Raw genomic sequence first — 24,783 nt, forward strand, 5'->3', positions numbered from 1 at the left:
ATGTATTTCATTCAACATATAGAATCGATTACGCACCAGGATTCATTCCAGAAAAAAAACATCTGGGATGAACTAAAACCTTTAACAGCCGATACAGGATTGATCTCACCGGATTACAAAAATTATATTCCGGTTGCCGCACTCAGAAGATTGAGCACCATTTTACGCATGGGAATCACCGTTTCAAAGGCCTGCCAGGAAAAGGTTTCACATGAATTCGATTCAATCTCCGTTGGGACAGCACTTGGTTGCTTAACAGACACGGAAAAATTCCTGGTAACGATCAATACAGTTAGCGGTGATATTCTTTCCCCGACAGCCTTTATTCAAAGTACGCACAACACTATTTCCGGACAGATCTCGCTGGATCTGAAGAATCATGCATATAACATGACACATACTCAAAATGCACTTTCTTTTGAAGTGGCATTGAAAGATGGTCTTTTGTGCATCGATGAGGGGAAAAGCTCCGTTTTGGTTGGTGCTGCAGATGAAGCCATTCCATTTTTGGAAAGACTCCGCGGCTCCCTGATCGAAACGAGTCATCCATTTACATCAGGAGCAACTTTTATGGTCTTATCCGGCAAAAAGGGAGAATCAATTTCGCATATTCAGGCATGTGAAGTATTCTTTTCTGAAGGAAACACTGAAAACAGAATAGAAAAATTTCTAAGTTCAAATAACTGCAGTCTCCAGGAACTCGACCTGGTTCTTGAAGCCGGTTCGGATTTTAAATCCAAAACCAGCGCACATTATTCCTTTCCGGATTATTCAGGATATTATCAAAGTGCTTCTGCTTTTGCCGTACATATGGCAAATGACTGGTTCATTGAAAACTCCGATTCCGAAGCTATTTTGATTATAAATAACATGGAATCAAACAAATTGGGCTTAACGCTCATCCGCAGAAATGAAGTGGAAGCATAGATTAAATATTTTAGTAGCACTCAGCACACTCCTGATTGTTCTTGTGGTCTTTTGGAACAGTCCTTATCTATGGCTTTGGATTGCTTACATTTTCTCCAATTTTTTGCTCATCCTCGTTTTTGGAATTGTTTTTCTCCGTTTTCAATATTTCTATCCTACTATTTTCCGCAACATAGGTAAGGAAGTAATACTGACATTTGATGATGGTCCGGATCCGGAATTAACGCCACGCATTCTGGATGTCTTAAAAAAGCACGGCATCCATGCGATCTTCTTTGTAATTGGTCGCAAAGTCCAGGAGCATCCGGAAATCTTTCAACGCATTATAGCTGAGGGACATACCATTGGGAACCATACGCAAAATCACTCCCTTTTTTTTGCCATGCTTAACACCGAAAAAGTAGGAAAGGAAATTGATTCTTTTTCGGAGACTATCAAACCGTTTCTATCTGAAAAGCCAACTATTTTCAGGCCACCGATCGGTTATACCAATCCGAAAATTGCAAGAGCGCTCAAAAGAAGGAGAATGAAGATCATTGCTTGGAGCGTGCGTTCATACGATTCATTCAAAAACAAGGAAGCCTTACTGGACCGTCTGGTGAAATATACCAGGAACAGCAGTATTGTCTTATTGCATGATAATTTGGTTCAAACAGCAGATATACTGGAAGAGTATATTCTTCAGGCAAAAGCGAATGGTATTATTTTTGCAAACCAAGAACACCTGAAAAAATTCATTCATGAAATTAATAAGTAGTTTACTTCTTTTATTGGTTGTTTCAACCAGGATTTGCGCGCAGGAATATACCAGGATTGCCGATCCGAAAGCGTGTAAAGCCGCTTTAGAAAAACAGCATAAAGAAACAAAATCCATCCAGGCAGATTTTATGGAAACTGCAACTTCCTCCCTTTTAACGACAGCCCAAAAAGGATCAGGTAAAATGTGGTACAAGAAGGAGAATAAAATTCGCTGGGAAAAGACTAAACCCGAAAGCCAGGTTATTCTAATTAATGGAAAGACAGTTAAACTGCAGGAAAAAGGAAAAGAAGTAAGCAGTGCTTCCTCCAAAATGGTCGTGAAGAAAATCCAACAGTTAATGGTTCAGATGATGACCGGAGAATTTTTAAATGAAAAAGAGTTTAAGATCAGCTACTATGAAAACAAATCGAACTACAAACTGGTCCTTACTCCGAAAAGCGATAAAATGAAGCGCTATGTCTCCGAAATCAATCTGATTTTTGGCAAAAAGGAACTCACGATCAAGGAACTCACGATGTTGACCGACAGCGATAACAAGTTGGTTTACAGTTTTTCAAACATGGAAATTAACGGCACAATTAACGATACTAAATTCACTACATTCTAATGATACTTAAAGACACTTTTTATAAGATCAAGGCACTCAGGTTTGAAGAAAATGTGCTTGAAGCCGAAATTTCTATCAATGCGAAACATGCAATTTACGAAGGACATTTTCCCAATAACCCGGTAACGCCCGGTGTTGTGCAATTGGAACTTGTGAAAGAGATCCTGGGAACACACTTCAACAAAAACATTCAACTAAGATCCTTAAATACCAGTAAATTCCTGGCTATATTAAATCCGGAAAAAACTCCTGAAGCCCTTTTCAAAATGACTATTACGGAACAGGAAGATCAAAGTCTAAAGGTTTCCGGACAGTTAAGCAATTCAGAAGGAATTTGTTTGAAATTCAGTGGTATTTATATCTAAACAAAAAATGTAGGGATGCGATTAATCGCATCCCTACATTTTTTAACGCTTATATTTTCGGTTCTTTCCGGAACATTTTCAGCAACCCAAAACTCACCAAAAAAGACACCACAAAAGCAACAGTGGCAAAAACGCAGGCTCCGATAATATATTGGTAGGCATTGTTCTGAATTGCTTCCAAACTGAGATCTGCAAGCTGGGAGGCATTTGTTTCACCGGTCAGAAATAGTTGTCCGCTTAGAAAACTTCCGTAAATGATAAACGGAATCATCGGAGGGATTGAAATATTTGCCGCCGCAATAAACAACACCTTATTCATTCGGAATAAGACAGCCAAAGGAATCCCTATCAATAATTGAAATCCCCAAATAGGAACGATTCCCATAAAAAATCCGAAACCGATAGACAATGCCTTTTTAAAATTTGATTCCTCGGGTTTGATCGCCTCATGCTTAATAATATTCCATGTCCGGATTGAAAAAAACTTCCGCGGATAATACCAAATTAAAGCTGTGAGAACCAAAACGGTATTCAGAATGCTGATCCGCGTAAAATCCCTCGCCGGACGGAAATGAGAAACACGTTCGTCAGGATCGTACTTTACCTGGATAGGTACAGCAACAAAAGGAACAAAACGCCAGGCTAATTTTACAATCACCTCGATCTCCAATTCAAACTTATTGGTGAACAGCCAAATCTTCTTCAAAGGTTCCAAAGGATAAATACGGAAACCGGTTTGGGTGTCGGGTAAGCTTATCCAGGTTTCAACCTTAAACCAAAAATTGGAAAATTTATTTCCAAAGGAACTTTTTTGCGGCACTCCTTCCTGGTTCATATTCCTGGAACCCATGATCACAGCACCCGGATGCTTAATTGCCTGCTCAATCAACAAAGGAATATCGCTCGGATAATGCTGCCCGTCGGAATCAATCGTCAAAGCGTTTGAATAACCTTTCTCCTGGGCAAGTTTAAAGGCTTTTCTAAGAGAATAACCCTTTCCTTTGTTTACTTCATTAACCAGGATGCTTACTTCCTTTTCGAAAGATTTCAGAATTTCGGAGGTAGAATCCGTAGAACCGTCATTTACCACAATCACACACTCGGAAGGAGCATACTCCAACACTTCCCGAATAACACGCTCCAGGGTTCGCTCGTTATTGTAGGTGGGAATAATTACGCAAGCATTTATGCTTGTTATTGATGCCAGACTTGATTCCATGAAGCACAAAATTAATCATAACTTTCCAAGATTCACTGCTGACATTGTCAGATTGATATTTCAAAAGCCGGCAAAAAGTAGTTTAGAAACAAAACCTTGTTAAATTTGTACACGTAAAGGTTAAACACTTTTTCTAAGACCCCAAATTAACTATGGCAAAGAACATCTTAGTTATACATTATTCTCAGTCCGGACAACTTACAGAAATTCTTCAAAATTTCTGCAGTCCGTTCACGGACAGTACAATAGAATGGGTAAAGGTTGAACCTCTTACACCTTTTCCATTTCCATGGAATAGTGCAGCATTCTTCAATGCTATGCCAGAAACCGTTCTTGAGAAACCAATTCCGGTAAAACCCCTTCTCTTTGAAAGGGATCAATACGACTTAATTATTTTCGGTTATCAACCCTGGTTTCTTTCTCCTTCGCTTCCTGCATCTGCTGTTTTACAAGATGAAAAATTTCGTAAAATCATGAATGGTACAAAAATTGTAACCGTTTTGGGCTCTCGGAATATGTGGATCAATTCCCAGGAAGCAGTAAAAAAACAAATTGCTTCTGCCGGCGGAAAATTGGTGGGAAATGTTCCATTAATTGATAAAACAAGTAATTTAATCAGTGTTATAACAATTTTGCATTGGATGTTGACCGGTCAGAAAACGAAAAAATGGGGCATTTTCCCGAAACCTGGTGTTTCAGATGAGGATATTGAAAATGTAAGTCAATTTGGCGCTTTGTTAAAGGAAAAATTAAACGATAATCAAACAGACAGATTCCAGGAAGAACTTGTGGAAAAAGGCGGCATTAATATCCCGATTTCTATTCTATTCATCGAATCAAGAGCAAAAAAACTGTTCATGATCTGGGCAAATTTGATCACAAAGAAAACTGCAAAAGGAGGAAATCGTAAATTTTGGATTAACTTCTTTAAATATTATTTGATTTTCGCTTTATTTATTGTTTCGCCAATTGTTTTAATGATATATCATATCTTTGTACGCCCCTTTACAGGACGACAAATTAAACGCGAATTAGCATATTACAGAGGCACTCAATTGAGATAAGAATGAGCTTGAAAGAAGTATATATAACACGTACGGCATCTTTTTTACCGAATAATCCCGTTTCAAACGATGAGATGGAGGATTATTTAGGATTAATTAACGACCGTGCTTCCAAATCCAGAAGGATTGTTTTACGCAATAACGGAATTAAAAACCGCTATTATGCAATCCGAAAAGATGGAACTGCAACCCATACCAATGCAGAAATGGTTTCATTGGCTATCCGCAAACTATTTACGGATAACCCGGAAGAAATCAAAGAAGTTGATCTGCTCAGTTGCGGAACTTCATCACCCGACCAAATGATGCCGTCTCACGGTGTAATGGTTCATGGCTGGTTACCGGAATCCGCAAACATTGAAGTAGTTTCTCCTTCCGGGGTTTGCTGCTCAGGAATGCATGCGATGAAATATGCATTTATGTCCATCAAATCAGGGATGAGCAAAAAAGCGATCTCTTCCGGATCAGAACGTTTATCCCGTGTTCTTAGCTCCGACAAATTTGAATTGGAAATTCAAAAACTCACCGAGTTGGAACAAAATCCTTATTTGTCTTTTGACAAAGATTTTCTTCGCTGGATGCTCTCTGACGGCGCTGCTGTGTTTATGTTAGAAGATCAGAAAAACGCCGAAGGTCCTTCACTGCGTATTGATTGGGTAGAAGGGATCTCTTTTGCGAACGAGATCGAAGCATGTATGTATATGGCGTCTGAAAAATTGGAAGACGGAACTCTAAAAAGCTATATGGATTATGATCCTCAGGAAATGATTGAAAAATCCATCCTGAGTATCAAGCAGGACGTGAAGTTATTGGATGAGCATATTGTCAAATTGGGATTCCATAAATTGAAAACCAAATTTGAAGAAAGTAATTTAACCCAAAACGATGTAACGTGGTTCCTGCCACACATGTCGAGTTATTTCTTTGAAGACAAAATATATTCACAACTGGCAGAAAACGGGATGGAAATTCCTAAAGAACGCTGGTTCTCCAATTTGGCTACTCACGGAAATGTGGGAGCCGGATCGATCTACCTGATGGTGGATGAACTTTTCAATAGCGGCAAATTAAAAACAGGTGATACCATTTTGCTTGCTGTCCCGGAAAGTTCCAGGTTCTCTTATGTGTTTGCTTTCTTAACAGTTTGCTAAATGAAAAAGTCCGAAGTTCCGCAAGATAAAAGTGCTCTTGAAAATTTTACAAGAGAAGTCTGTTATGTAAAGAACGAGAACGGTCAATACGATACTGAATTAAGTACCGGATGGGAAGCTAAAAAAGTTGCCCTGGATGAAGCATGGAAGGAAATTGAAAGAAGAACTTCGGATGCGCGGGAACGAATAAAAAAAGGAGAAGCAAGTCCCATTCTTTACTTCATGGAAGAAAAATTAATGGATTTCACCGTTTTAGCGGGATATACCGGAATCTGGAAATTTCGCATCAAAAGACATTTAAAACCGGGCACATTCAGTAAATTAAGTGATCGCGTGTTAAAGCGTTATGCCGATGCATTTGAAATCTCCGTTAACGAACTCAAAAATTTTAAAGCTTAGTGTCAGAATTTACTCATCACCAAACAGCCCATTGTGAAAATGGGGTTACTGTGAGCTTATTAAAGCATCATGGTGTGGACTTTATTACTGAGCCGCTCGCTTTTGGAATGGGATCCGGTTTGTTCTATATACACATCCCGTTTATGAAGGTAAACAATGGCCCGGCTATTTCCTTCCGAACAATGCCAGGAGCTATTTTTAAACGCACTTGTAAAGCTTTGGATGTAAAGGTAGAGCGCAAAAAATTCAGCGATCCGAAAGAAGCAACAGCTTTTCTGGATTCCAAACTCGCACAAGGATTAAAGGTAGGATGCCAGGTTGGTGTCTTTCACTTGCCTTATTTCCCCAAAGAATACCGTTTTCATTTCAATGCCCATAACCTCATCGTTTTTGGAAAAGAAGGAGACCGTTACCTGGTGAGTGATCCCGTAATGGAAATCACTACTTCTTTAAGTACTGAAGAACTGGAGCGCGTGCGCTTCGCAAAAGGTGCTCTGGCTCCAAAAGGACACATCTACTACCCGGTAGAAGTTGGTGAGATCACACAGGATCAGGTAAGATACGCTATTGCAAAAGGTATTAAGCGAAATTGCAGGGATATGCTGAAGATTCCCGGAGCAATTGCAGGAGTGAAAGGAATCGTTTATACATCCAAAAAAATTCGTGGCTGGAGAGAAAAATTAGGCCCTCGTCAGGCTGGTCTTTACCTGGGTCAAATAGTTCGTATGCAGGAAGAAATTGGTACCGGTGGTGGTGGATTTCGTTTCCTGTATGCAGCATTTCTGGAAGAAGCATCAGTGATCATGCAAAATGATCAGTTAGCGAACATCTCTGAAAAAATAACAAAAGCCGGCGATTTGTGGAGAGACAGTGCTCTTCAAATGTCCGGAATTTATAAAGGCCGTTTAACGGAACAAAAAGATTTTGATGCCTGTGCCGATTTATTGGTTGAAATCAGTGCAGTTGAAAAAGAAGCCTTCCAGGAACTGGCGAAAATTAAATTCTAAACACAATGCAGGAGACTCTTTTGCATGTTTCAAAAGTTTATAAATCTTACGGAAAAAATACGGTTCCGAGCTTAGACGGAGTGGATTTTACCGTTTCAAGAGGAGAAATCGTTGGGATTTTCGGACCTAATGGTGCGGGAAAAACAACACTTATTTCCATCCTTTGCAGCATTTTAGACCCAACCTTGGGTTCTGTAACTTATCATCTCAACGGAGAAAAAAGTCCGCGGGAAATAAGAAGTAGTCTTGGATTTGTTCCGCAGGACTTTTCATTCTTCCCCGAACTTACGGCAAAGCAAAATTTATCCTATTTCGGAAATCTGTATGATCTCAAAAAAGATGAATTAGCGCAAAAAATAGATGAATTATTACAAAAAGTAGGACTTTTTCATGTGAAAAATCAAAAAGTATCCACTTTTTCGGGAGGAATGAAACGGCGTTTGAACCTCATCATTTCCCTGCTTCATAATCCTTCGATCCTGTTTCTCGATGAACCTACCGTTGGGGTTGATGTTCAAAGTAAGATCGCCATTATGAGTTTGCTGCAGGAATTGAATCGGCAGGGAACTACTATTATTTATACTTCTCATCATTTAAAGGAAGCTGAGGAATTTTGCAATCAGATTATCCTGATCGATCACGGAAAAATTATTGCGAATAATACATTGACCAACTTGTTGGAAAAACACGAGGTAAGTAACCTCGAAGATTTAATTCTTAAGTTAACCGGAACACTTTTGCGCGACTGATGAAAAAATTAAAGGCATCCGTATGGAAAGAAATACTGCTGGTTTTGCACGACAAAGTCGGGCTGCTTTTGATGTATCTAATGCCCCTCTTATTGGTTTTTATCATTACAATCGTTCAAAACAGTGCGTTCCAAATTGTAAATGAGAACAAACTTACGGTACTTATCTCCAACCAGGATAAAGGTTCATTAGGCGATTCACTGGTAAAAGCCCTGGTGCAATCAGGGAGTTTTGAGATCCGGAAGAAGGACCGGCTATCCGAAGCAGCTGTAAAACGCACAACCATTGACGAAGATGCCATGCTTGGAATCTACATTCCATCCGACTTCAGTGAAAAAATGGCCGGTAATGCGGATAATATTTCCAAATTAATGCTCGAACAAATGGGCGTAATTGAGAAAGCACCAAAGACCACACCACGGAAGCAGGAAATTTCGATTTACTTTGATCCGGTTGTCCAGGAAAACTTTCGTATATCTGTTATCAACGGAATCCAGTCTATCACAAACGGGATCGAAAACGAAGAAATGGTTTCGAAACTTTTCCAGGAAATGGGTTACGATTCCATTCCGGCAACTATTCGTCAGGCAATCGTAAACCGCGAAACCAAATTAAAAATTGCGAATGCAAGCTTAAATGAGGTCGCGGAACTGATTCCGAACTCCAGCCAGCACAATGTTCCGGCATGGTCGATTTTTGCTATGTTCTTCATGGTTATCTCATTGGGGGGGAATATTGTGAAAGAACGTTTATCCGGGAGTTTTTTAAGGTTGCAAACAATTCCGGGCGGATTTGCATTGACCCTTATCTCCAAATTCCTGGTCTACCTTTTTGTAGCCTTATCCCAGTTACTTCTCCTTTTCATGATGGGAATTTACATCTTCCCGTATCTCGGCTTACCGAAACTGGCCATGCCAAATGCCTTTCTGCCTTTTATGGTCGTTACCTTGCTTTCAGCCGTTTCAGCAATTTCATATGCGGTTCTGGTCGGAACGTATGCTAAAACGCAGGAACAGGCTAACGGGTTCGGTGCCATTTCCATTATTATTTTTGCAGCAATCGGGGGAATTTGGGTCCCGAATTTCGTCATGCCGGATTACATGCAGACGATCGGAAATATTTCACCGCTTAAGTGGTGTTTGGAAGGATATTATATCCTTTTCTTGAAAAATGGTGCCTGGGGAGAATTAATTGGTACTATATCTTTCTTATTTTTGTTTACTGTAATTTGTCAACTCTTGATATTCATAAAGTTGAGAATTCAAAATTATCTTTAAAATATGACTACAAACAGAGAAGAATTAATCGTTGAGTTCAAAGAACATTTGATCAAATATCTGAATTTGTTGGATTTAACTCCAGCAGATATCAAGAATGACGAAGTCCTATTTGGAGGAGATTTAGGTTTAGATTCCATTGATTCGGTAGAATTAATTGTTTTACTGGATCGCGAGTACGGGATAAAAATCAAAAACCCTACTGAGGGTAGACAAATTTTGGTGGATGTCAATACGATCGTAGACTACATTGTTGCGAACAGAACAAAATAAGACCGATGGCTGAAATTGTTGTTACGGGAATGGGTGCAATCAGTTCAATTGGATTAACAATTGCTGAAAACCGACATTCCCTGGAACATGAAATTTCAGGAATCCGAAAAGCCAGACATTTTAAATCTCATTATTCCGATTCCCTGGTATTTGGTGAGATTGATCAAAGCGATGAAGAATTATTGCTTGAATTGGGTCTTGAAAAAGGACTTGGCTATACACGTACTACCCTTATTGCCGTCAAAGCATTCCGGGAAGCAATTCAAGACGCACAACTTAGTCCGGAGGATCTTGCTTCCACACGAACAGCTTTTATAAGTTCGAGTACGGTTGGAGGAATGTGTTACACGGATGATTTGTACCACGACGCCAATTTACAAGGTTCCCCCTCCGAATTCGTAAAACACTATGAAGGTTCGGACCACGCCTTACAAATTGTACGGCTCTACGGCATGAAAGGAATCACGGACGTAATTAACACCGCGTGTTCTTCATCTGCTAACGCCATTGCACTTGGTGCCCGCTTGCTGGAAACAGGAAAAGTGGATCGCGTAATTGCCGGCGGAAGTGATTGCCTGGCGAAGTTTACTGTAAATGGTTTCAATTCACTTCGCATCCTGAGCGAACAAGCATGCAAACCGTTTGACAATACCCGGGAAGGTTTGAGCCTAGGTGAAGCTGCTGCCTATCTTGTTTTGGAACGAAAGGCAGATGTCACCGATTCAAAAAAGATCCATGCCATATTCTCAGGTTTTGGAATTTGCAACGACGCATTTCATCCCTCTGCAACTTCAGATGATGCAAGAGGACCCAGACTCGCAATGGAGTTAGCTTTAAAACGGGCGAACTTAAACCCCGAAGACATTCAGTATATCAATGCGCATGGAACGGGAACTCCCAATAATGACTTAACTGAATCATTTGCCTTTTCAAAGCTATTTAAAGACGTTCCGCCGTTTAGTTCTACCAAATCCTATGTCGGACATACATTGGCCGCTGCAGGTGCATTAGAAGCTATTTACAGCATTCTTTCCATTCAGAACCGGGAAGTATATCCAAGCCTGCGAATCGAAGAACCGATCCCGGACTTTCCGTTCAAGCCAACCTTGAAATATGCACCGGATGTAACTATCAATCATGTTCTTTCCAATTCATTTGGTTTTGGAGGAAATTGCACCTCATTAATCTTTTCGGCATGTACATAAAAGATTTATACGCGATTTCTCCGCAAAAAACCCACGACTTGTCATTCGAAAATGGAGACTGGCTGGTATTCAATGAATTTATATACAAAGCGATCGAGCCTTCTTACCAGGATATTATTCCCGCCTCTCAGCTAAGAAGAATGGGAAAAGCTGTTCGAATGGGAATTGGTGTTTCGCTGCCTTTAATGGGAAGAAATCCAAAACCCGATGGGATTATTTTCGGAACGGCAAATGGTGGCTTGGAAGATTGTATCAAATTTTTGAATCAGATCGTTGAGTACAACGAAGGAACTTTAACGCCTACAAACTTTGTACAAAGCACACCCAATGCATTAGCGGGGCAAGTTGCACTTATTTCCGAAAACATGGGCTACAACATCACCCACGTGAACGGTTCTTTAGCCTTCGAATCAGCCTTGCTGGATGCTTCACTCTTTTTTGATGAACACGGACAGGAAGAAAAAACCATTTTGCTTGGAGCAGTAGAAGAAATCTCAGACTACAATTACAATATCGACCATTTGGGAAAACGGTTCAAACAGGAATTGGTTTCAAATGAAGACTTACTTTATTCCAATACACCCGGTTCGTACTGCGGTGAAGGCTCTACCCAATTTTTCCTGAGCAACAATCCTGAAAAAAGCCTTGCAAAATTCAGTGCATTGAAGCAATCTTCCTGTCTTTCTAAGAATGAAATTGGAGATTTTGTGTTGAGCTTTCTTGCAGAACAAAACATGAATCCTGAAGATGTGGACTGTTTACTGCTTGGCAAAAACGGCGATTCATTAACGGATTCCTGGTATGATGAACTGGCAAAACCCTTTGGTGATAAACCTACCGTTTACTTCAAAAAATCTGTAGGAGAATACCGCACCGTGAGTGCCTTTGCAAGTTATCTTGCAGTTCAGTTATTAAACGGGAAGGCACATCATTTAATAGAAAATGGTGCAGCAGCAGAACCGCGCACCATTTTAATTTATAATCACTTTGACGCTGTTCGGCACAGCTTGATCCTTATTCAGAAATAAGACCTTACTTCTTCAAAATGGTAATTGTCTTCCTTCCTTTTAAAGGCATTGTCCGAAACACAATATCCCAGATTGGCGTAGATACCCCAAAAGCTTTGTCGTGCTGCTGGTAATGATGGATATTGTGATGTCTCCACCAGAAGTTAAATCGCGCAGGTGCCGGTTTACTGTGCACCATCCAGTGAATGCTGATATACGCCAGATAACCCATCAGGAAACCCGGACCGAAAGTAAATGCTTCACCTCCCATTATCAGGTAAAAAACACCTAACAGGGCGCTTGCAATGATTAATCCCGGAACCGGTGGCAGAATAATACGATCTTCATCGCTCGGATACTGATGATGAATTCCGTGGAACATGTATTGCAGCCCTGTATCATAAGATGCATCTTTCAGCTTATGATAGACAAAGCGGTGTAAAACGTACTCGCCGAAAGTCCAGGCAAAAAACCCAAGAAAAAACAATGAAATTAATTTGATCGTAGTTCCTTGAAAATAATGCATATAAACCCAAAGCCAAATTATAGCTACAGTGCTATACAGTACAATAATTATCCAAAGTTTTGTCTTAGTTAGAACCTCCAGAAGAGGTGACTTGAATAGTTTAGGCGATTTTTCATCAGGATAAACACGGAATTCATAATTTTGATTATTAGATGTTGATTCCATAGAATAGAAATTAGTGAGTATTACTTTTTGAATTAACTTGTCAATTTTGGCACTCAGTTGTTCTATCACAACCTGTAACAAAGTTAAAACAACTTTGAACGCAAATAGTTCTAAAACATAACTAAATCGTGATTTTTTAGTTAAAAAAAACTAATTTCTCTAGATGAGTTTCAGCAGGATTCTATGGAGTTCTGAATAAGTGGAAGTCTCTAATATGAAATCAACTGACTTACCGCTATTTACAATAACCTGGGCGGTTGTAGTTCCCCAAGCAAGAATTTTAGCCTCATTGGGGATGGTATTCAGTGAAATAAAACTCAGATAATTGGATGGGCTTGTAAATATATAAATTGAAAAAGCCGTTCTGAACAAAATCGGGTCTTCAACTGTTTCATAAACTACCAGGGGAATCTTCTGTGCTTCCGGAAGTTCAACTTCTATAGACTTATTGGATCTGGCAGATTGCGGAAAAAGGGCGCGCCGGGAACCAAGCCATTCTTTAAACTTAACTGCGATCTCTTTTGGGTTTCCGGCATTCTCGCCAAAAAAAGACACCACATAACCTTTTGATTCAATGTGATTTTTGGTCTCCGATCCGATACATGCAATTTGTTGATTTGATTCCGGGCTAAAATCGTCAGAAGCAAAGAAATCAAATGAGCGGGGAGATGAAAAGAAAATGACTTCCCATTCACCGGGAACTTCAAAAGGAACTTGTTGAAAGGAAATAAATGATCTTCGGGCTAAGAGAATTCCGTTTTTATTGCAAAAATCAACGATTGGAAGAGATGAATCACTATTCGAACTAAGAAATATACTCCTGATCTTCATCTTCTTCGGCTAGTAAAGCTTCTAAAACTACATCAACCATGTCCAAATCGTGCGGTCCTTCAAATTCAAACCATTGAGCTCCCTGTTCCCAATCGTGTGCAAATGATACCAGTAATCTGCCCTCCTCCGGGCAATAAGCTCCAAGCGGAAGCTGACAACCTCCCTGTAAACGATTCAGCACCGTTCTTTCCAAAGCGATTTGAGATTGAATATCCTCGTGATTCATGGCTTGCATGAAATTATACAAATCGTGGTCGCTTTCCCTGATCTGCAGAGCCAAAACACCTTGCGCAGGAGCCGGAATAAATTGTTCGGGATCCAAAACGATTTCGTGCATCCCTTTCAGATCTAATTTCAGGCGGTCCAACCCGGCTTTGGCTAGTAAAATGGCATCGTATTCACCATCCACCAATTTTTGAAGCCGTGTCGGAACATTTCCCCTTAAATCTTTGATTTTTACATCCGGACGGTATCCGACCAATTGTGATTTTCTTCTTGCTGAGGAGGTTCCCACCACAGCTTCTTGTTTTAAACTCCAAAAGGCTGTTTCATCAAAGGCTTTCGGGTGTATCAGCAATACATCTGCAGGATTTTCTCTTTCCGAGACTGCTGCAATAATTAATCCTTCCGGCGGATTTGTTTCCAAATCTTTATGAGAATGTACTGCCAGATCAATGGTTTCCTGGAGTAAAGCTTGTTCGATCTCCTTGGTGAAAAATCCTTTTCCTTCCAATTTATCAAAACTCAGGTGTTGAATTTCATCTCCCTGTGTTTTTATAATGGTGATTGTTACTTCAGCACCAAGTGCTTCCAGCTGATTTTTCACATGATTGGCTTGCCAAAGTGCTAAATCACTTCCGCGCGAACCGATACGAATTTTTCTCATGAAGTAAAATTACGATTTAAACATGATTTCTTTTGCCATAATCATTGGCATGCTCATGTATTTTTTCTCCATGTAACCAACCACTTTTTCCAGGATCTCCATCGAAGAAGGATCTAACTGATCCAGTTCATTCTTAAAGATCTCATTGAAAGCAGTTGCACGAATATCCTTAACCATTTGGGGAACAGGTCTCATAGCAACTTCTATTGCACGCATCTTTGCAATGTTGCGAAATTCATTATTTGCCTCTTCTAAAATCTGCTCTACATGAATTACTTCCTGGGAGCGTTCTTTCAAATGACTGTCTGAGATTTGCTGAAGAACTTCTATTGAAATGGATCTTGTCGGGTAATTGGCATGAACTTCAGAAGAAATATCACTTGGCAATGCAAGATCAACTGTAATCTTAGGATTTGTTTCGCCATTCAACAAGATTGAGTACACTTTTTCGTCTACTATCACGTCTTCGGAACCCGTACAGGAAACCAAAATATCAAAGCCTTCGGTATAATTTTCCAATTCGCTTAAGGGGTATGCTTTCCCCCCCAATTCTTCTGCCAGCAATTCCGCTTTCTCAAGTGTTCTGTTGAAGATCACAAAATTGTTCATACCGTGTTTCTTTAAGAAACGCAGCATAGCAGTGTTTGTAACACCGGCACCAATAGCTAAAACACGTGCATCCTTCGGAGCATCCATCCCCACCAGTCGTTGGTAAGCAATGGAAACAACCGAAACCGGTTTCATCGAGATCTTCGTTTCGGTATAAACGCGTTTTGCCGTTTCGATCGTATGACGAAATAAAATACGCAGGGCATCACCGGAAAGTCCCAAATCACGAGATTGCTCATAGGCTTGTCGAACCTGGGTAATAATTTCCCTTTCACCGATAACCAATGAATCAATTGATGCCGCTACTCTCAAAGCATGATTTACCGACTCCATTTTTCCGTAAACAACTGCTTTGGAAGCAAAGAAGTTTACTTTCTCCTCATTAAATTCAGGATAAAGGGAGGAAAAGAAGTCAAAAAGAAACTCGGGAGAAACGATTTCATTCGTAACTAAAAAGTATTCTACGCGGTTGCAGGTCGACAAAAACATAATTTCATCAATATGCAGACGTTCCTTAACGGATTGGAAGCGTGATTGAACAGAATCCTGTTCGATATGCAAAGCTCCAATTTTGGAGACTTCCAAATTTCGATGCGTAAATGCGATTGTATGCAGTTGCTTAATCACGAATGGTCTTTCTAGTTTATTGTGCTTGCAAAATTGGGAAAGAAGAAGCTTTTAATTGTCAGAAAACTGTCAGCTCATTTAATTTAGAATCGATATAAACAATTGGAAACCCATAAGAACAAAGGGATAGCGGAAAAACGGGCTCGCAAAATATGACGAAAATCATGTTTACAGCATCCCGAAACAAGGAAAAAACCAACTAAGATCATAAAACTTATACGGGGAAGTGAAGAATCAGCTGCTTTGCATTTAACTTACTTCGTGTTCTGAATCCCTAAATAAACCAGTAAAGCCGGGACAATCACGGTAACGATCGTCACCACGGCATTTATATTGAATTTCTTTTGGTCAACTTTCGAATCGGTAGGCCTGGACTCAAACCTATATGCGATATCCGTTGAATCATAATAGGCAACCAGGTCCATATATTTGCCGATCTTTTTCTTTCCATTCGTCTCCTTCAACATAAAAGGTATTGTTTTCCGGTCAGTAGTGCGGTATTTGTAAACAAATGATCTGTAACCCGTAGAATCGTAAATATCAATGTCGTAAGGTTGTATTCCAAGTCTCTGATTCACGGTATCCAAACTCATGCCGGGCTTTAGCTGCATGACCTGTTCCACATGGGTATATTTAGGAGCTGAGACAATACATGATTGTAAAAAAATTGCAGGAATCAGAAGAATTGCCAGGATCTTGTTTCCGTTTTTCATAGTGAATCAAAAATGGATTGACAATCAAATTACGAAAACCGATATAAAATAAGAAGCCATTAAGTCGGAGGGCCGACAGAATTAACTTCTTTTTACATTTTGATCCCTATGGCCAAAGATTTACTATTTCCCTCCATTCTCATGTAAGTCCCGCAAACAATTCTGATCAAATACCGGAATGGGTGAATTCCCAACCAGGTTTGAAAAGATACTTCCTGTCTCAACTTCCCAATGCATCAGGCAATTTGAATTGTCACAATGAGAACCATGCGCTGCATCCTGGTGAAGATTATACATGGCAGATCCCAAATTTACCAATCCCAAAATATGACCGAATTCATGATTCATAACTGTAGTTTCGAGTTTATACAGTTCCGGTTCGCCGAATCCTCCCGAATTATCCTGTAATGACTTTTCATAAATTACCATGGAAGTATTGTAATACGCATGACCCAATACCATACTTGAACCCTGGTTCTCATTGGAAGGTCCATCCAAAAAGAGAAAACAAACGGCCAGATCTTTCTTGTATGTAAATTCTTCCCGATGGTTATTCTCGAGCGTTTTTACATCATCAATGGAATAGGAAGTTTTTCCCTGGGCGGTAATTTCCTTAAAAACCAAACGGATTCCATCGGGTTTATTGCAAGTGCTTGTGATAAGCTGCTTTAAATTTTCAATCGCCTGATCGGTAGGTCTGAAACCACTCATGAAAATGATCTCAACCGAAATGGATTTGTAGTCCTTGTCCGAAAGGATATCACGAGCAGAATGACCAACTTCCTGCCGGTGAAATTTTTTAATTCGCCGATCACTGTCCTTCTTGCATGCCGGAACTGTCATTAGCAAAAATGCTAACACCAAAAATGTAATGGATCTCATAAAATAGTGTTTCCAGACAAGTTACTACTTTATTAGAAAGTAAAAAATTAAAAGGGAGAAAGGAGAAGTTAAAATCATGTTTATAGGTTTCATAGATCATGTTTTTTAGTAACTTAATTAAGAAATGAAAAAATTAACGCTCTTTTCTAACTTTTACCTTTTGACTTCTCACTTTAACATGAAAGTGTATCTTTGGTCCCCACAAACCTTTTTTCATGAAAGAAAAGAATGCTGAATTAATTCAAAAACGCGATGCCGCTCAATTAGGGGGCGGACAAGCAAGAATTGACAAACAACATGCTCAGGGGAAACTAAGCGCACGGGAACGAATTATTTTGCTGATGGATGAAGGCTCATTCCAGGAAATCGGAATGTTTGTGGAGCATCGTGCTACTTCATTCGGACTGGACAAAACAAAGAGCCCGGGCGATGGTGTGATCACCGGTTTCGGTACAATTCACGGAAGAGTTGTTTATGCCTTCTCCCAGGATTTCACTGTTCTTGGAGGTTCCCTTTCAGAAACACATGCTCAAAAAATCTGCAAGGTTTTGGATCTTGCCATGAAAAATGGTGCGCCGGTTATCGGTTTAAATGATTCGGGAGGTGCCAGAATCCAGGAAGGAGTCGTTTCCTTAGCAGGTTACGCAGATATTTTCTACCGCAATACACGGGCTTCAGGAGCAATTCCTCAAATCTCAGTGATCATGGGGCCTTGCGCCGGTGGTGCGGTTTATTCTCCTGCATTGACAGATTTTGTCTTTATGGTTGAAGATACTTCATACATGTTTGTAACCGGACCGAACGTCGTGAAAACAGTAACACACGAAGAAGTTAGTTCGGAAGATCTGGGTGGAGCGAAAGCACATGCTGAAAAATCAGGTGTTACCCATTTTACGGCTGCAAATGATGTTGAATGCTTGCGAAAAGTACGCGACTTGCTTACATACATGCCGCAAAATGCCATGGAACTGGCTCCCCAATACGGAACAGCTTTATTCGCTAAAGAAAAAATGAACCGCATTCAGCATATCATTCCGGATAATTCAAACTTGCCGTATGATATACGCGAAATCATTGATTGTCTGATCGATGACGACACATTCCGCGAAGTACAGGCTGAATTCGCACCTAACATTGTTGTTGGTTTTGCACGCTTAGACGGAAGATCCGTTGGAATAATTGCAAATCAGCCTGCTTCAATGGCCGGGGTTTTGGATATTGATTCTTCCAGAAAAGGTGCACGCTTTGTTCGTTTCTGTGATTCATTCAATATTCCTCTTTTAGTATTGGAAGATGTACCGGGCTTCCTTCCGGGGACAGACCAGGAATGGCGCGGAATCATCACGCATGGAGCAAAATTGCTTTATGCTTTTTCCGAAGCTACCGTTCCAAGAATTACCGTAATTACCCGCAAAGCTTATGGTGGTGCATTTGATGTAATGAACTCCAAAAACATTGGTGCAGATTTAAATTATGCGTGGCCAACTGCGGAAATTGCTGTAATGGGAGCTAAAGGAGCTGCGGAAATTATCTTCAAAGCTGAAATTGCTGCTGCTGAAGACAAGGAAGCAAAATGGAAAGAAAAAGAAGCGGAATACGCAGAGATGTTCGCCAATCCTTATCGTGCAGCTGAAAGAGGTTTCGTAGATGCGGTTATTTTACCGGAAGAAACCAGAAGCACCTTAATTGCTGCTTTCAAATCACTGGAGAAAAAATCCGAAACATTACCAAAGAAAAAACACGGGAATATTCCCTTGTAATATTTCATAAACAAGTTGGGGCGCGATTAATCGCGCCCCAACTTGTTTTATAAGGTTTCCCGAATATCCCTCACCTGAATTTGCAGGGTCGTTCGGTTTTGCCAAGTATTTGTTTCAAGCGTAAAAGCACAATCAAATGCGCAGCCGGCGGCAATCAGATCGGCTTTATCCGCCATATTGAATCCGATGGCAGAAAGTTCTATTCCTGAAACAGGATCCACCAAATCAAACTTCAAATGTGCTTCCTTTAAAATGCGCTGTTTACTGGCATATGCATTTCGAATACAAAAGACCGGTTTGTCATTTCCCGGGCCAAATGGCTCCATCTGCTCCAACATACGGTAAATCCGCGGGACCTGAAGCACCGATTCTCCGGCCAGGAACAAATTTGAAGCGGCAATTTCCAGGTCAATAACCAATTCTTCTACTTCATCAATCGCTTGAATGTTCTTCTGAACGTAGGCATCAAAATGTTCTCTGAACAAAGAAATATTTTCCAGGGGCAAAGACAGGCCGGCTGCATGCTGATGTCCGCCGTATTGAGTAAGTAAATGCTCACACGAAGTAATCGCCTCGTATACATTAAATCCCGAGACCGAGCGTGCCGAACCGGTTGCCTCTCCTTTATTTTCGGTTAAAACAATGGTAGGTCTGTAATGATGTTCGATTAAGCGCGAAGCAACGATACCCACAACACCTTTATGCCAACCGGATTGAAAAACCACCGTCGATTTCCGACTGATAAAAAGATCATCTTGAGCAATCAAATCCAAAGCTTCCAGCGTTGTTTGTGCATCCAATATGCGTCTTTCGGAATTGTATTCATCAATTTCCAATGCAATCTTTTTTGCCTCTTCCTTCGATTCGGCCAGCAACAGCTCAACAGCCCTCGAACCGCTTTTTAAACGGCCTGCGGCATTGATTCGTGGGGCAATGGTAAAAACCACGTTGGACAAATCCAATGGGAATGAGCGTTGTGCCTGTTCAACAAGTGCTAAAATTCCTGCACGGGGATTACTATTCAAATACTGAAGACCGTGTTTACATAAAATCCTGTTTTCTCCGGTAACCGAAACAATGTCCGCACCAATGGCAATCGCCACCAGATCCAGGTATTCATAAAGCCGGTCAGGTGCTTTATCATTTTTTGAGAACCATGCCTGAAGTAATTTAAATCCGACACCACAGCCGCACAGTTCTTTGAATGGATACTCACATCCCTCTTGTTTTGGATCCAAAACAATACAATCCGGAATTACGGAACCCGGGGTATGATGGTCACAAATAATGATGTCCAATCCTTTTTCGTTCGCGTATTTTACCTTTTCAACTTCCTTGATCCCGCAATCCAAAGCGATCAATAATTTGCATCCTTTTTCCAATGCTGTATTAATTCCGTTGTAAGACAATCCGTAACCTTCTTCATAACGGTCAGGGATGTAAAATTCAACCGGGGCAAAATCCTTCAGGACGCTGTAGACCAAAGCCACGGCAGTTGTTCCGTCCACATCATAATCTCCGAAGATCATAATCCGCTCACCATTCTCAAGCGCCGCTTCCAATCTCTGGACCGCTTCAGACATGTGTAACATCAGAAAAGGATCGTGCAGATCACTTAAATCAGGAGTGAAAAATGAACGAATGTCCGGCAGAGTTGTAAGATTTCTTTGAGTTAGTAAAGAAGCCATGATCGGACTCACTTTTAAGTCATCAACCGTGGCTTGAATTTTGTCAGAAGCAGGTCTTTGTTTGATAAACCAGTGTTTTTGCATAAATTTCCGTTTTCTAATATAAGTTATGAAAAAAGTTCTTCTTGTTTTTAGTCTGCTTGTACAATTTTTGAGTTTTTCCCAAAAAACCGTCCAGTTCTCTGATCCGCTTCCTTATGGAAGCAGTTCACAGTTATCTACTGATAAAATTCACTTTGGAAAATACAAAAGTAGCGATTCGCAAGTGACTTATGTGATCGATGAAAAAGGCATTTCAATTGTCACCTTTGCCATTGCCAGCATCACCAGGGAACAGGTTCGCGAATCTTCCAAATTACAGGTAAGAGGAAATTACATATTCGGAATCAAAGCCAATGATTCGCTGCCATGCGTTTTGGAGGGTGAAAACTATTACTATGGAGTCGAATCAAAACTTCTGATAGCAGGTGAAGGTTCACTCAATACCTTTGTTAAAATCAACTCAAACAAATACGTCATCAATTTCCATGAAGGCATGTATTTCGAGCCCAGTATTGTGACTTTCGCAGGAGGGAAAATGACGATCGTACACAGTGAATTGAACTATCAACCCTTGTTTCAATCCCTTTTGCAGGTCAACACAATTACACGTTACGGTTCGGAAGTAGCAATCCTTGCACCCACTTTTGAGCAGTGGGAACGTTTGGAAGCAAGCCTGTTTACGGGAAAAAAGTTGATCTATACAAAAGAATAGCACTCGGTAATTTTCTCAAAAACTCCGGAATTTTCGACGAAAACCCGCTCAGACATATTTTTTAACACTAAACTTATCTGATATTTCCTTAATTTTGCAACAAATTAGTATGTTATGAAATTAGGTGCAACAGAAATTATTTTAATCCTAGCTGTAGTTCTTTTGTTATTCGGAGGTAAAAAAATTCCTGAATTAATGAAAGGTCTTGGAAAAGGGATCAGAGAATTCAAGGACGCTAGTAAAGGCGAAGAGGGTGCTTCTGCTCCAACAACTACAGAAGAGAAAAAATAGATTAAGACAATCCATTCTACATGTATAAAACATTTTCGGAAGTTAAAGTTGCACTCTCCGCAGGGAAATCTGTGGAGAATATCGTGCATTCTTACTTAGAGCAAATTGAAAAGAATAAAGATCTGAACGCCTTTCTGGAAGTATTTACAGAAAGCGCTTTGGATCAGGCTCGTTTGGTAGATCAAAAACTAACTTCAGGGAAAGCAGGTAGATTGGCCGGAATGGTTATCGGGTTAAAGGATAACATTTGCTATAAGGGTCACTCAGTAAGCGCCGGGTCAAAAATCCTCGGCGGTTTTGAATCGCTCTACTCCGCAACTGTTGTTGAACGGCTTCTAGCTGAAGACGCAGTTATCATCGGCCGCTTAAACTGCGATGAATTTGCGATGGGAAGTTCGAACGAAACTTCTGCCTATGGTCCGGTTAAAAACAACCTGCGACCAACACATGTACCGGGAGGTTCTTCAGGAGGTTCCGCCGTTTCTGTTTCTGCAGGAATGTGCACCGTTGCTTTGGGTTCAGATACCGGAGGTTCGATCAGGCAACCGGCTTCTTTCACAGGAACATTCGGGTTTAAGCCAACTTACGGAAGAGTTAGCCGTTACGGCCTGATTGCTTATGCATCTTCGTTTGATCAGATCGGTCCTTTTGCAAACAATTTGGAAGACACCGTACTTGTGATGGAAGTCATGGCTGGAAAAGACCCTCTGGACGCAACCAGTTCTTCAAAACCACTTGGCTTTTCTACGGAAATTCCTGAAATAGGGAAAAAGAAAATTGCTTATTTGAAAGAAGCACTTGAGAACGAAAACATTGACAGCGAAGTGCGTGAAATGATGGAAAAAACCATTTCGGATCTGCGTGCTTTGGGTCATACAGTTGAAGGAGTCAGCTTCCCTTATTTGGAATATTTAGTCCCGACATATTACGTCTTAACGACTGCCGAGGCATCGTCCAATCTTTCGCGTTTCGACGGAGTTCATTACGGTTATCAGTCTCCGAAAGCAAAAGGAGTTGAACAGACATATACACTTTCCCGTTCCGAAGGATTTGGAGTAGAGGTTAAGAGACGCATCATGGCCGGTACATTCGTCTTATCTCATGGGTATTACGATGCTTACTATACAAAAGGAATGAAGGTCAGACGTGTGTTGAAAAACAAAACCAAGGAGATCTTCAGTCAGTTTGATCTGTTGATTTTACCCACAACGCCATCCACTGCATTTGAGTTCGGATCAATCAATGACCCGATCCAGATGTATTTACAAGATATTTTTACGGTACATGCGAACTTAACCGGAAATCCCGCGATTGCAATTCCACATGGAACACACAGCAACGGATTGCCTATGAGTTTGCAAATTATGGCTGATGATTTCAATGAAGAAGCTATTTTCTCATTGACTAACCAGATCATGAACAATTAAACACCCCATTTGCCTATGAAACGATTCGGATTAGTACTTCTTTTGCTTTTTATCACGTTGCTGAATTCATCTGATTTATTTGCGCAACGCAGACCAAAACCACCGGTTAAAGATACCGTAACCGGGGAAGTATTTATCCGAATAGTTGACCAAAGCCTGAATCTCTATTACGATGATCTCGCAAAAGGCTCAAATTACGATTCGATTGTAGATGCCCTGGAATACGAGGCAGGAACAGTTCCTTTATTTTCGGATGAAGACTATTGCAAACGACTGGCAAAACTCAATGAAGTTTCCACGTTTGGATTTGATTGCAACAACGTATCGCTTACAACCATCAAATTTTTTGCTCAGAATCGCCGGAATTTTGTTCGGGTGGCTCTCGGACGTGGTCGCTTGTACTTTGACCTGTACGAAGAAAAACTTGCCGAATACGGACTCCCGCTCGAACTGAAATACCTTTCGGTCATTGAAAGCGGATTGAGACCACAGGTTAAGTCCCGTGCCGGAGCACTTGGTTTATGGCAGTTTATGTATGCCACCGGAAAGCAATACGGTCTGAAAGAGAATTCATACATGGACGAGCGCATGGATCCTGTGAAAGCAACCGATGCTGCTTGTCGTTACCTGAAAAAACTATACGACATTTACGGGGATTGGAACCTGGCTTTGGCGGCGTACAATGCCGGACCGGGAAATGTCAACAAAGCGATCCGCCGTTCCGGGGGAAAAAGAACTTACTGGGAAGTAAGACCCTATTTACCGCGGGAAACACAAGGCTATGTGCCCAATTTCATCGCTGCAACTTATTTGATGACCTATCACGCGGAGCACAATTTGCTTCCTGCAGAACCGAAAATTCATTTTTATCAACTGGATACACTTTGCCTGAATCGTGGAATTCATATGCAGACCATAGAAAAATTGGTTTCATGGTCGGTTGAAGACATTCAGACTTTGAACCCGGTATATAAAACTTCTTATATTCCGCCAACCTTTCCGCAGCAATGTGTTACCGGTCCATTGCAAAAAATTGGTTTGCTGGTTAGTTTGGAGGATTCGCTTTATGCTTTGGAACAACGTATTTATGGCTCGGGAGGGTACAAAAATCTCCTGCCAACAGATGTAGCGGTTGATCCGAAAAATGATCGCTTGGTAGTTTCAAACCCGGTCGACAAGATTGATGTTCCGAAAACGAAAGTCATTACAACGATCAATTATACCTATCACAAAGTGAAAGCAGGGGAAAGTCTCGGAAGTATCGCAGCTCAGTACAACGTCGCTATCCAGGAATTAATGGATTGGAATGATCTGACTACGGCCCGGATTACAGTAAATCAATTACTGAAAATTCAAACCAAGGTCAGTACGACCGTTGAAAACGAAGACTACAAGGAAGCCGTGGAAGACAGCATTCACAACGCTACAAATAAAACTCCCGTTCCACCCGTTCCAACTCCTGCAGTTGCAAAAAAATACTATTCGATCCGAAGTGGGGACACTTTTTCTAAAATTGCCTCAAGACATGGTTTAACCATGAATCAGCTGTCGCGACTGAATCCGGGAGTTTCTCCGAGCCGAATCCGAGTAGGACAACGATTACGTGTAAAATAA

Annotated in this window: 26 protein-coding genes; 18 read left to right on the plus strand and 8 right to left on the minus strand. The window is 40.7% G+C overall.

Features of this window, described 5'->3' with window-relative positions; genetic code table 11:
• The 4 genes from K0S23_RS12030 to K0S23_RS12045 are packed head-to-tail and all read left to right on the plus strand — an operon-like array spanning nt 1 to nt 2,659.
• Complete coding sequence (locus K0S23_RS12030) at nt 1-927, plus strand: beta-ketoacyl synthase chain length factor (RefSeq protein ID WP_300357643.1); 927 nt, start codon at nt 1-3, stop codon at nt 925-927.
• A complete protein-coding gene (locus K0S23_RS12035; protein ID WP_300357646.1) occupies nt 911-1,684 on the plus strand; it encodes a polysaccharide deacetylase family protein in 774 nt (257 codons plus the stop codon). Before K0S23_RS12030 ends, K0S23_RS12035 begins: the two co-directional genes overlap by 17 nt.
• Nucleotides 1,668-2,294: an outer membrane lipoprotein carrier protein LolA gene (locus K0S23_RS12040; RefSeq protein WP_300357650.1), complete on the plus strand. Its 627-nt coding sequence runs from the start codon at nt 1,668-1,670 to the stop codon at nt 2,292-2,294. Before K0S23_RS12035 ends, K0S23_RS12040 begins: the two co-directional genes overlap by 17 nt.
• Nucleotides 2,294-2,659, plus strand: coding sequence for a hypothetical protein (locus tag K0S23_RS12045; RefSeq protein ID WP_300357653.1), 366 nt, complete (start codon nt 2,294-2,296; stop codon nt 2,657-2,659). Before K0S23_RS12040 ends, K0S23_RS12045 begins: the two co-directional genes overlap by 1 nt.
• Before the next feature lie 49 nt (nt 2,660-2,708).
• On the opposite strand, the gene K0S23_RS12050 is transcribed toward K0S23_RS12045, so the two are convergent.
• On the minus strand, nt 2,709-3,878 hold the full coding sequence (locus K0S23_RS12050) for a DUF2062 domain-containing protein (RefSeq protein ID WP_300357656.1): 1,170 nt from the start codon (nt 3,876-3,878) through the stop codon (nt 2,709-2,711).
• Between the two features lie 152 nt (nt 3,879-4,030).
• Between K0S23_RS12050 and K0S23_RS12055 the strand changes: the two genes are divergently transcribed.
• The 9 genes from K0S23_RS12055 to K0S23_RS12095 are packed head-to-tail and all read left to right on the plus strand — an operon-like array spanning nt 4,031 to nt 12,031.
• Nucleotides 4,031-4,942, plus strand: a complete 912-nt coding sequence (locus tag K0S23_RS12055) for a hypothetical protein (protein WP_300357659.1) — start codon at nt 4,031-4,033, stop codon at nt 4,940-4,942.
• 2 nt (nt 4,943-4,944) lie between these two features.
• A complete protein-coding gene (locus K0S23_RS12060; RefSeq protein WP_300357662.1) occupies nt 4,945-6,093 on the plus strand; it encodes a beta-ketoacyl-ACP synthase III in 1,149 nt (382 codons plus the stop codon).
• Nucleotides 6,094-6,492 (plus strand): hypothetical protein, encoded by a 399-nt coding sequence (locus tag K0S23_RS12065; protein ID WP_300357664.1) that lies wholly within the window; start codon nt 6,094-6,096, stop codon nt 6,490-6,492. It begins immediately after the preceding gene.
• Nucleotides 6,492-7,499: a BtrH N-terminal domain-containing protein gene (locus tag K0S23_RS12070; RefSeq protein WP_300357667.1), complete on the plus strand. Its 1,008-nt coding sequence runs from the start codon at nt 6,492-6,494 to the stop codon at nt 7,497-7,499. The genes K0S23_RS12065 and K0S23_RS12070 overlap by 1 nt, the downstream gene beginning before the upstream one ends.
• Nucleotides 7,500-7,504: 5 nt before the next feature.
• Nucleotides 7,505-8,248 (plus strand): ABC transporter ATP-binding protein, encoded by a 744-nt coding sequence (locus tag K0S23_RS12075; RefSeq protein WP_300357670.1) that lies wholly within the window; start codon nt 7,505-7,507, stop codon nt 8,246-8,248.
• Entirely contained in the window at nt 8,248-9,525 is a 1,278-nt protein-coding gene (locus tag K0S23_RS12080; protein ID WP_300357672.1) for an ABC-2 transporter permease, read from the plus strand. Before K0S23_RS12075 ends, K0S23_RS12080 begins: the two co-directional genes overlap by 1 nt.
• Nucleotides 9,526-9,528: 3 nt before the next feature.
• Nucleotides 9,529-9,798 carry a phosphopantetheine-binding protein gene (locus tag K0S23_RS12085; protein WP_300357674.1) on the plus strand — a complete coding sequence of 90 codons (270 nt, stop codon included), beginning with the start codon at nt 9,529-9,531 and terminating at the stop codon, nt 9,796-9,798.
• 5 nt (nt 9,799-9,803) lie between these two features.
• Nucleotides 9,804-11,003, plus strand: coding sequence for a beta-ketoacyl-[acyl-carrier-protein] synthase family protein (locus K0S23_RS12090; protein ID WP_300357676.1), 1,200 nt, complete (start codon nt 9,804-9,806; stop codon nt 11,001-11,003).
• Nucleotides 10,994-12,031, plus strand: a complete 1,038-nt coding sequence (locus K0S23_RS12095; protein WP_300357679.1) for a beta-ketoacyl synthase chain length factor — start codon at nt 10,994-10,996, stop codon at nt 12,029-12,031. Before K0S23_RS12090 ends, K0S23_RS12095 begins: the two co-directional genes overlap by 10 nt.
• A gap of 4 nt (nt 12,032-12,035) precedes the next feature.
• On the opposite strand, the gene K0S23_RS12100 is transcribed toward K0S23_RS12095, so the two are convergent.
• The 6 genes from K0S23_RS12100 to K0S23_RS12125 all read right to left on the minus strand — a co-directional run bounded on the left by K0S23_RS12100 (nt 12,036) and on the right by K0S23_RS12125 (nt 17,249).
• Nucleotides 12,036-12,536 (minus strand): sterol desaturase family protein, encoded by a 501-nt coding sequence (locus K0S23_RS12100; RefSeq protein ID WP_300357680.1) that lies wholly within the window; start codon nt 12,534-12,536, stop codon nt 12,036-12,038.
• A 324-nt stretch (nt 12,537-12,860) separates the two neighbouring features.
• Entirely contained in the window at nt 12,861-13,532 is a 672-nt protein-coding gene (locus K0S23_RS12105; RefSeq protein WP_300357682.1) for a uroporphyrinogen-III synthase, read from the minus strand.
• Nucleotides 13,507-14,418, minus strand: a complete 912-nt coding sequence (gene hemC / locus K0S23_RS12110) for a hydroxymethylbilane synthase (RefSeq protein ID WP_300357684.1) — start codon at nt 14,416-14,418, stop codon at nt 13,507-13,509. The genes K0S23_RS12105 and hemC overlap by 26 nt, the downstream gene beginning before the upstream one ends.
• A gap of 9 nt (nt 14,419-14,427) precedes the next feature.
• On the minus strand, nt 14,428-15,654 hold the full coding sequence (gene hemA / locus K0S23_RS12115) for a glutamyl-tRNA reductase (protein WP_300357687.1): 1,227 nt from the start codon (nt 15,652-15,654) through the stop codon (nt 14,428-14,430).
• Between the two features lie 254 nt (nt 15,655-15,908).
• Nucleotides 15,909-16,367, minus strand: coding sequence for a hypothetical protein (locus K0S23_RS12120; RefSeq protein WP_300357690.1), 459 nt, complete (start codon nt 16,365-16,367; stop codon nt 15,909-15,911).
• A 123-nt stretch (nt 16,368-16,490) separates the two neighbouring features.
• Nucleotides 16,491-17,249, minus strand: a complete 759-nt coding sequence (locus K0S23_RS12125; protein ID WP_300357693.1) for a membrane metalloprotease — start codon at nt 17,247-17,249, stop codon at nt 16,491-16,493.
• A gap of 215 nt (nt 17,250-17,464) precedes the next feature.
• Here K0S23_RS12125 and K0S23_RS12130 point away from each other — a divergent pair, with 215 nt between their 5' ends.
• Nucleotides 17,465-19,009 (plus strand): acyl-CoA carboxylase subunit beta, encoded by a 1,545-nt coding sequence (locus K0S23_RS12130; protein ID WP_300357696.1) that lies wholly within the window; start codon nt 17,465-17,467, stop codon nt 19,007-19,009.
• A gap of 47 nt (nt 19,010-19,056) precedes the next feature.
• Here K0S23_RS12130 and recJ read toward each other — a convergent pair whose 3' ends face one another.
• Nucleotides 19,057-20,781 (minus strand): single-stranded-DNA-specific exonuclease RecJ, encoded by a 1,725-nt coding sequence (gene recJ / locus K0S23_RS12135; RefSeq protein ID WP_300357698.1) that lies wholly within the window; start codon nt 20,779-20,781, stop codon nt 19,057-19,059.
• A gap of 25 nt (nt 20,782-20,806) precedes the next feature.
• Here recJ and K0S23_RS12140 point away from each other — a divergent pair, with 25 nt between their 5' ends.
• From K0S23_RS12140 to K0S23_RS12155, 4 genes are all read left to right on the plus strand, one after another.
• Nucleotides 20,807-21,451 (plus strand): hypothetical protein, encoded by a 645-nt coding sequence (locus tag K0S23_RS12140; RefSeq protein ID WP_300357700.1) that lies wholly within the window; start codon nt 20,807-20,809, stop codon nt 21,449-21,451.
• A gap of 114 nt (nt 21,452-21,565) precedes the next feature.
• Entirely contained in the window at nt 21,566-21,742 is a 177-nt protein-coding gene (tatA, locus tag K0S23_RS12145) for a twin-arginine translocase TatA/TatE family subunit (RefSeq protein WP_300357702.1), read from the plus strand.
• A gap of 20 nt (nt 21,743-21,762) precedes the next feature.
• The gene (gene gatA, locus K0S23_RS12150) at nt 21,763-23,169 is read left to right on the plus strand and encodes an Asp-tRNA(Asn)/Glu-tRNA(Gln) amidotransferase subunit GatA (protein ID WP_300357704.1); all 1,407 of its coding nucleotides are present in this window, start codon (nt 21,763-21,765) and stop codon (nt 23,167-23,169) included.
• 15 nt (nt 23,170-23,184) lie between these two features.
• Nucleotides 23,185-24,783 (plus strand): lytic transglycosylase domain-containing protein, encoded by a 1,599-nt coding sequence (locus tag K0S23_RS12155; protein WP_300357706.1) that lies wholly within the window; start codon nt 23,185-23,187, stop codon nt 24,781-24,783.

The organism is Fluviicola sp. (assembly GCF_029266855.1).
Classification (GTDB): Bacteria; Bacteroidota; Bacteroidia; order Flavobacteriales_D; family Crocinitomicaceae; genus Fluviicola.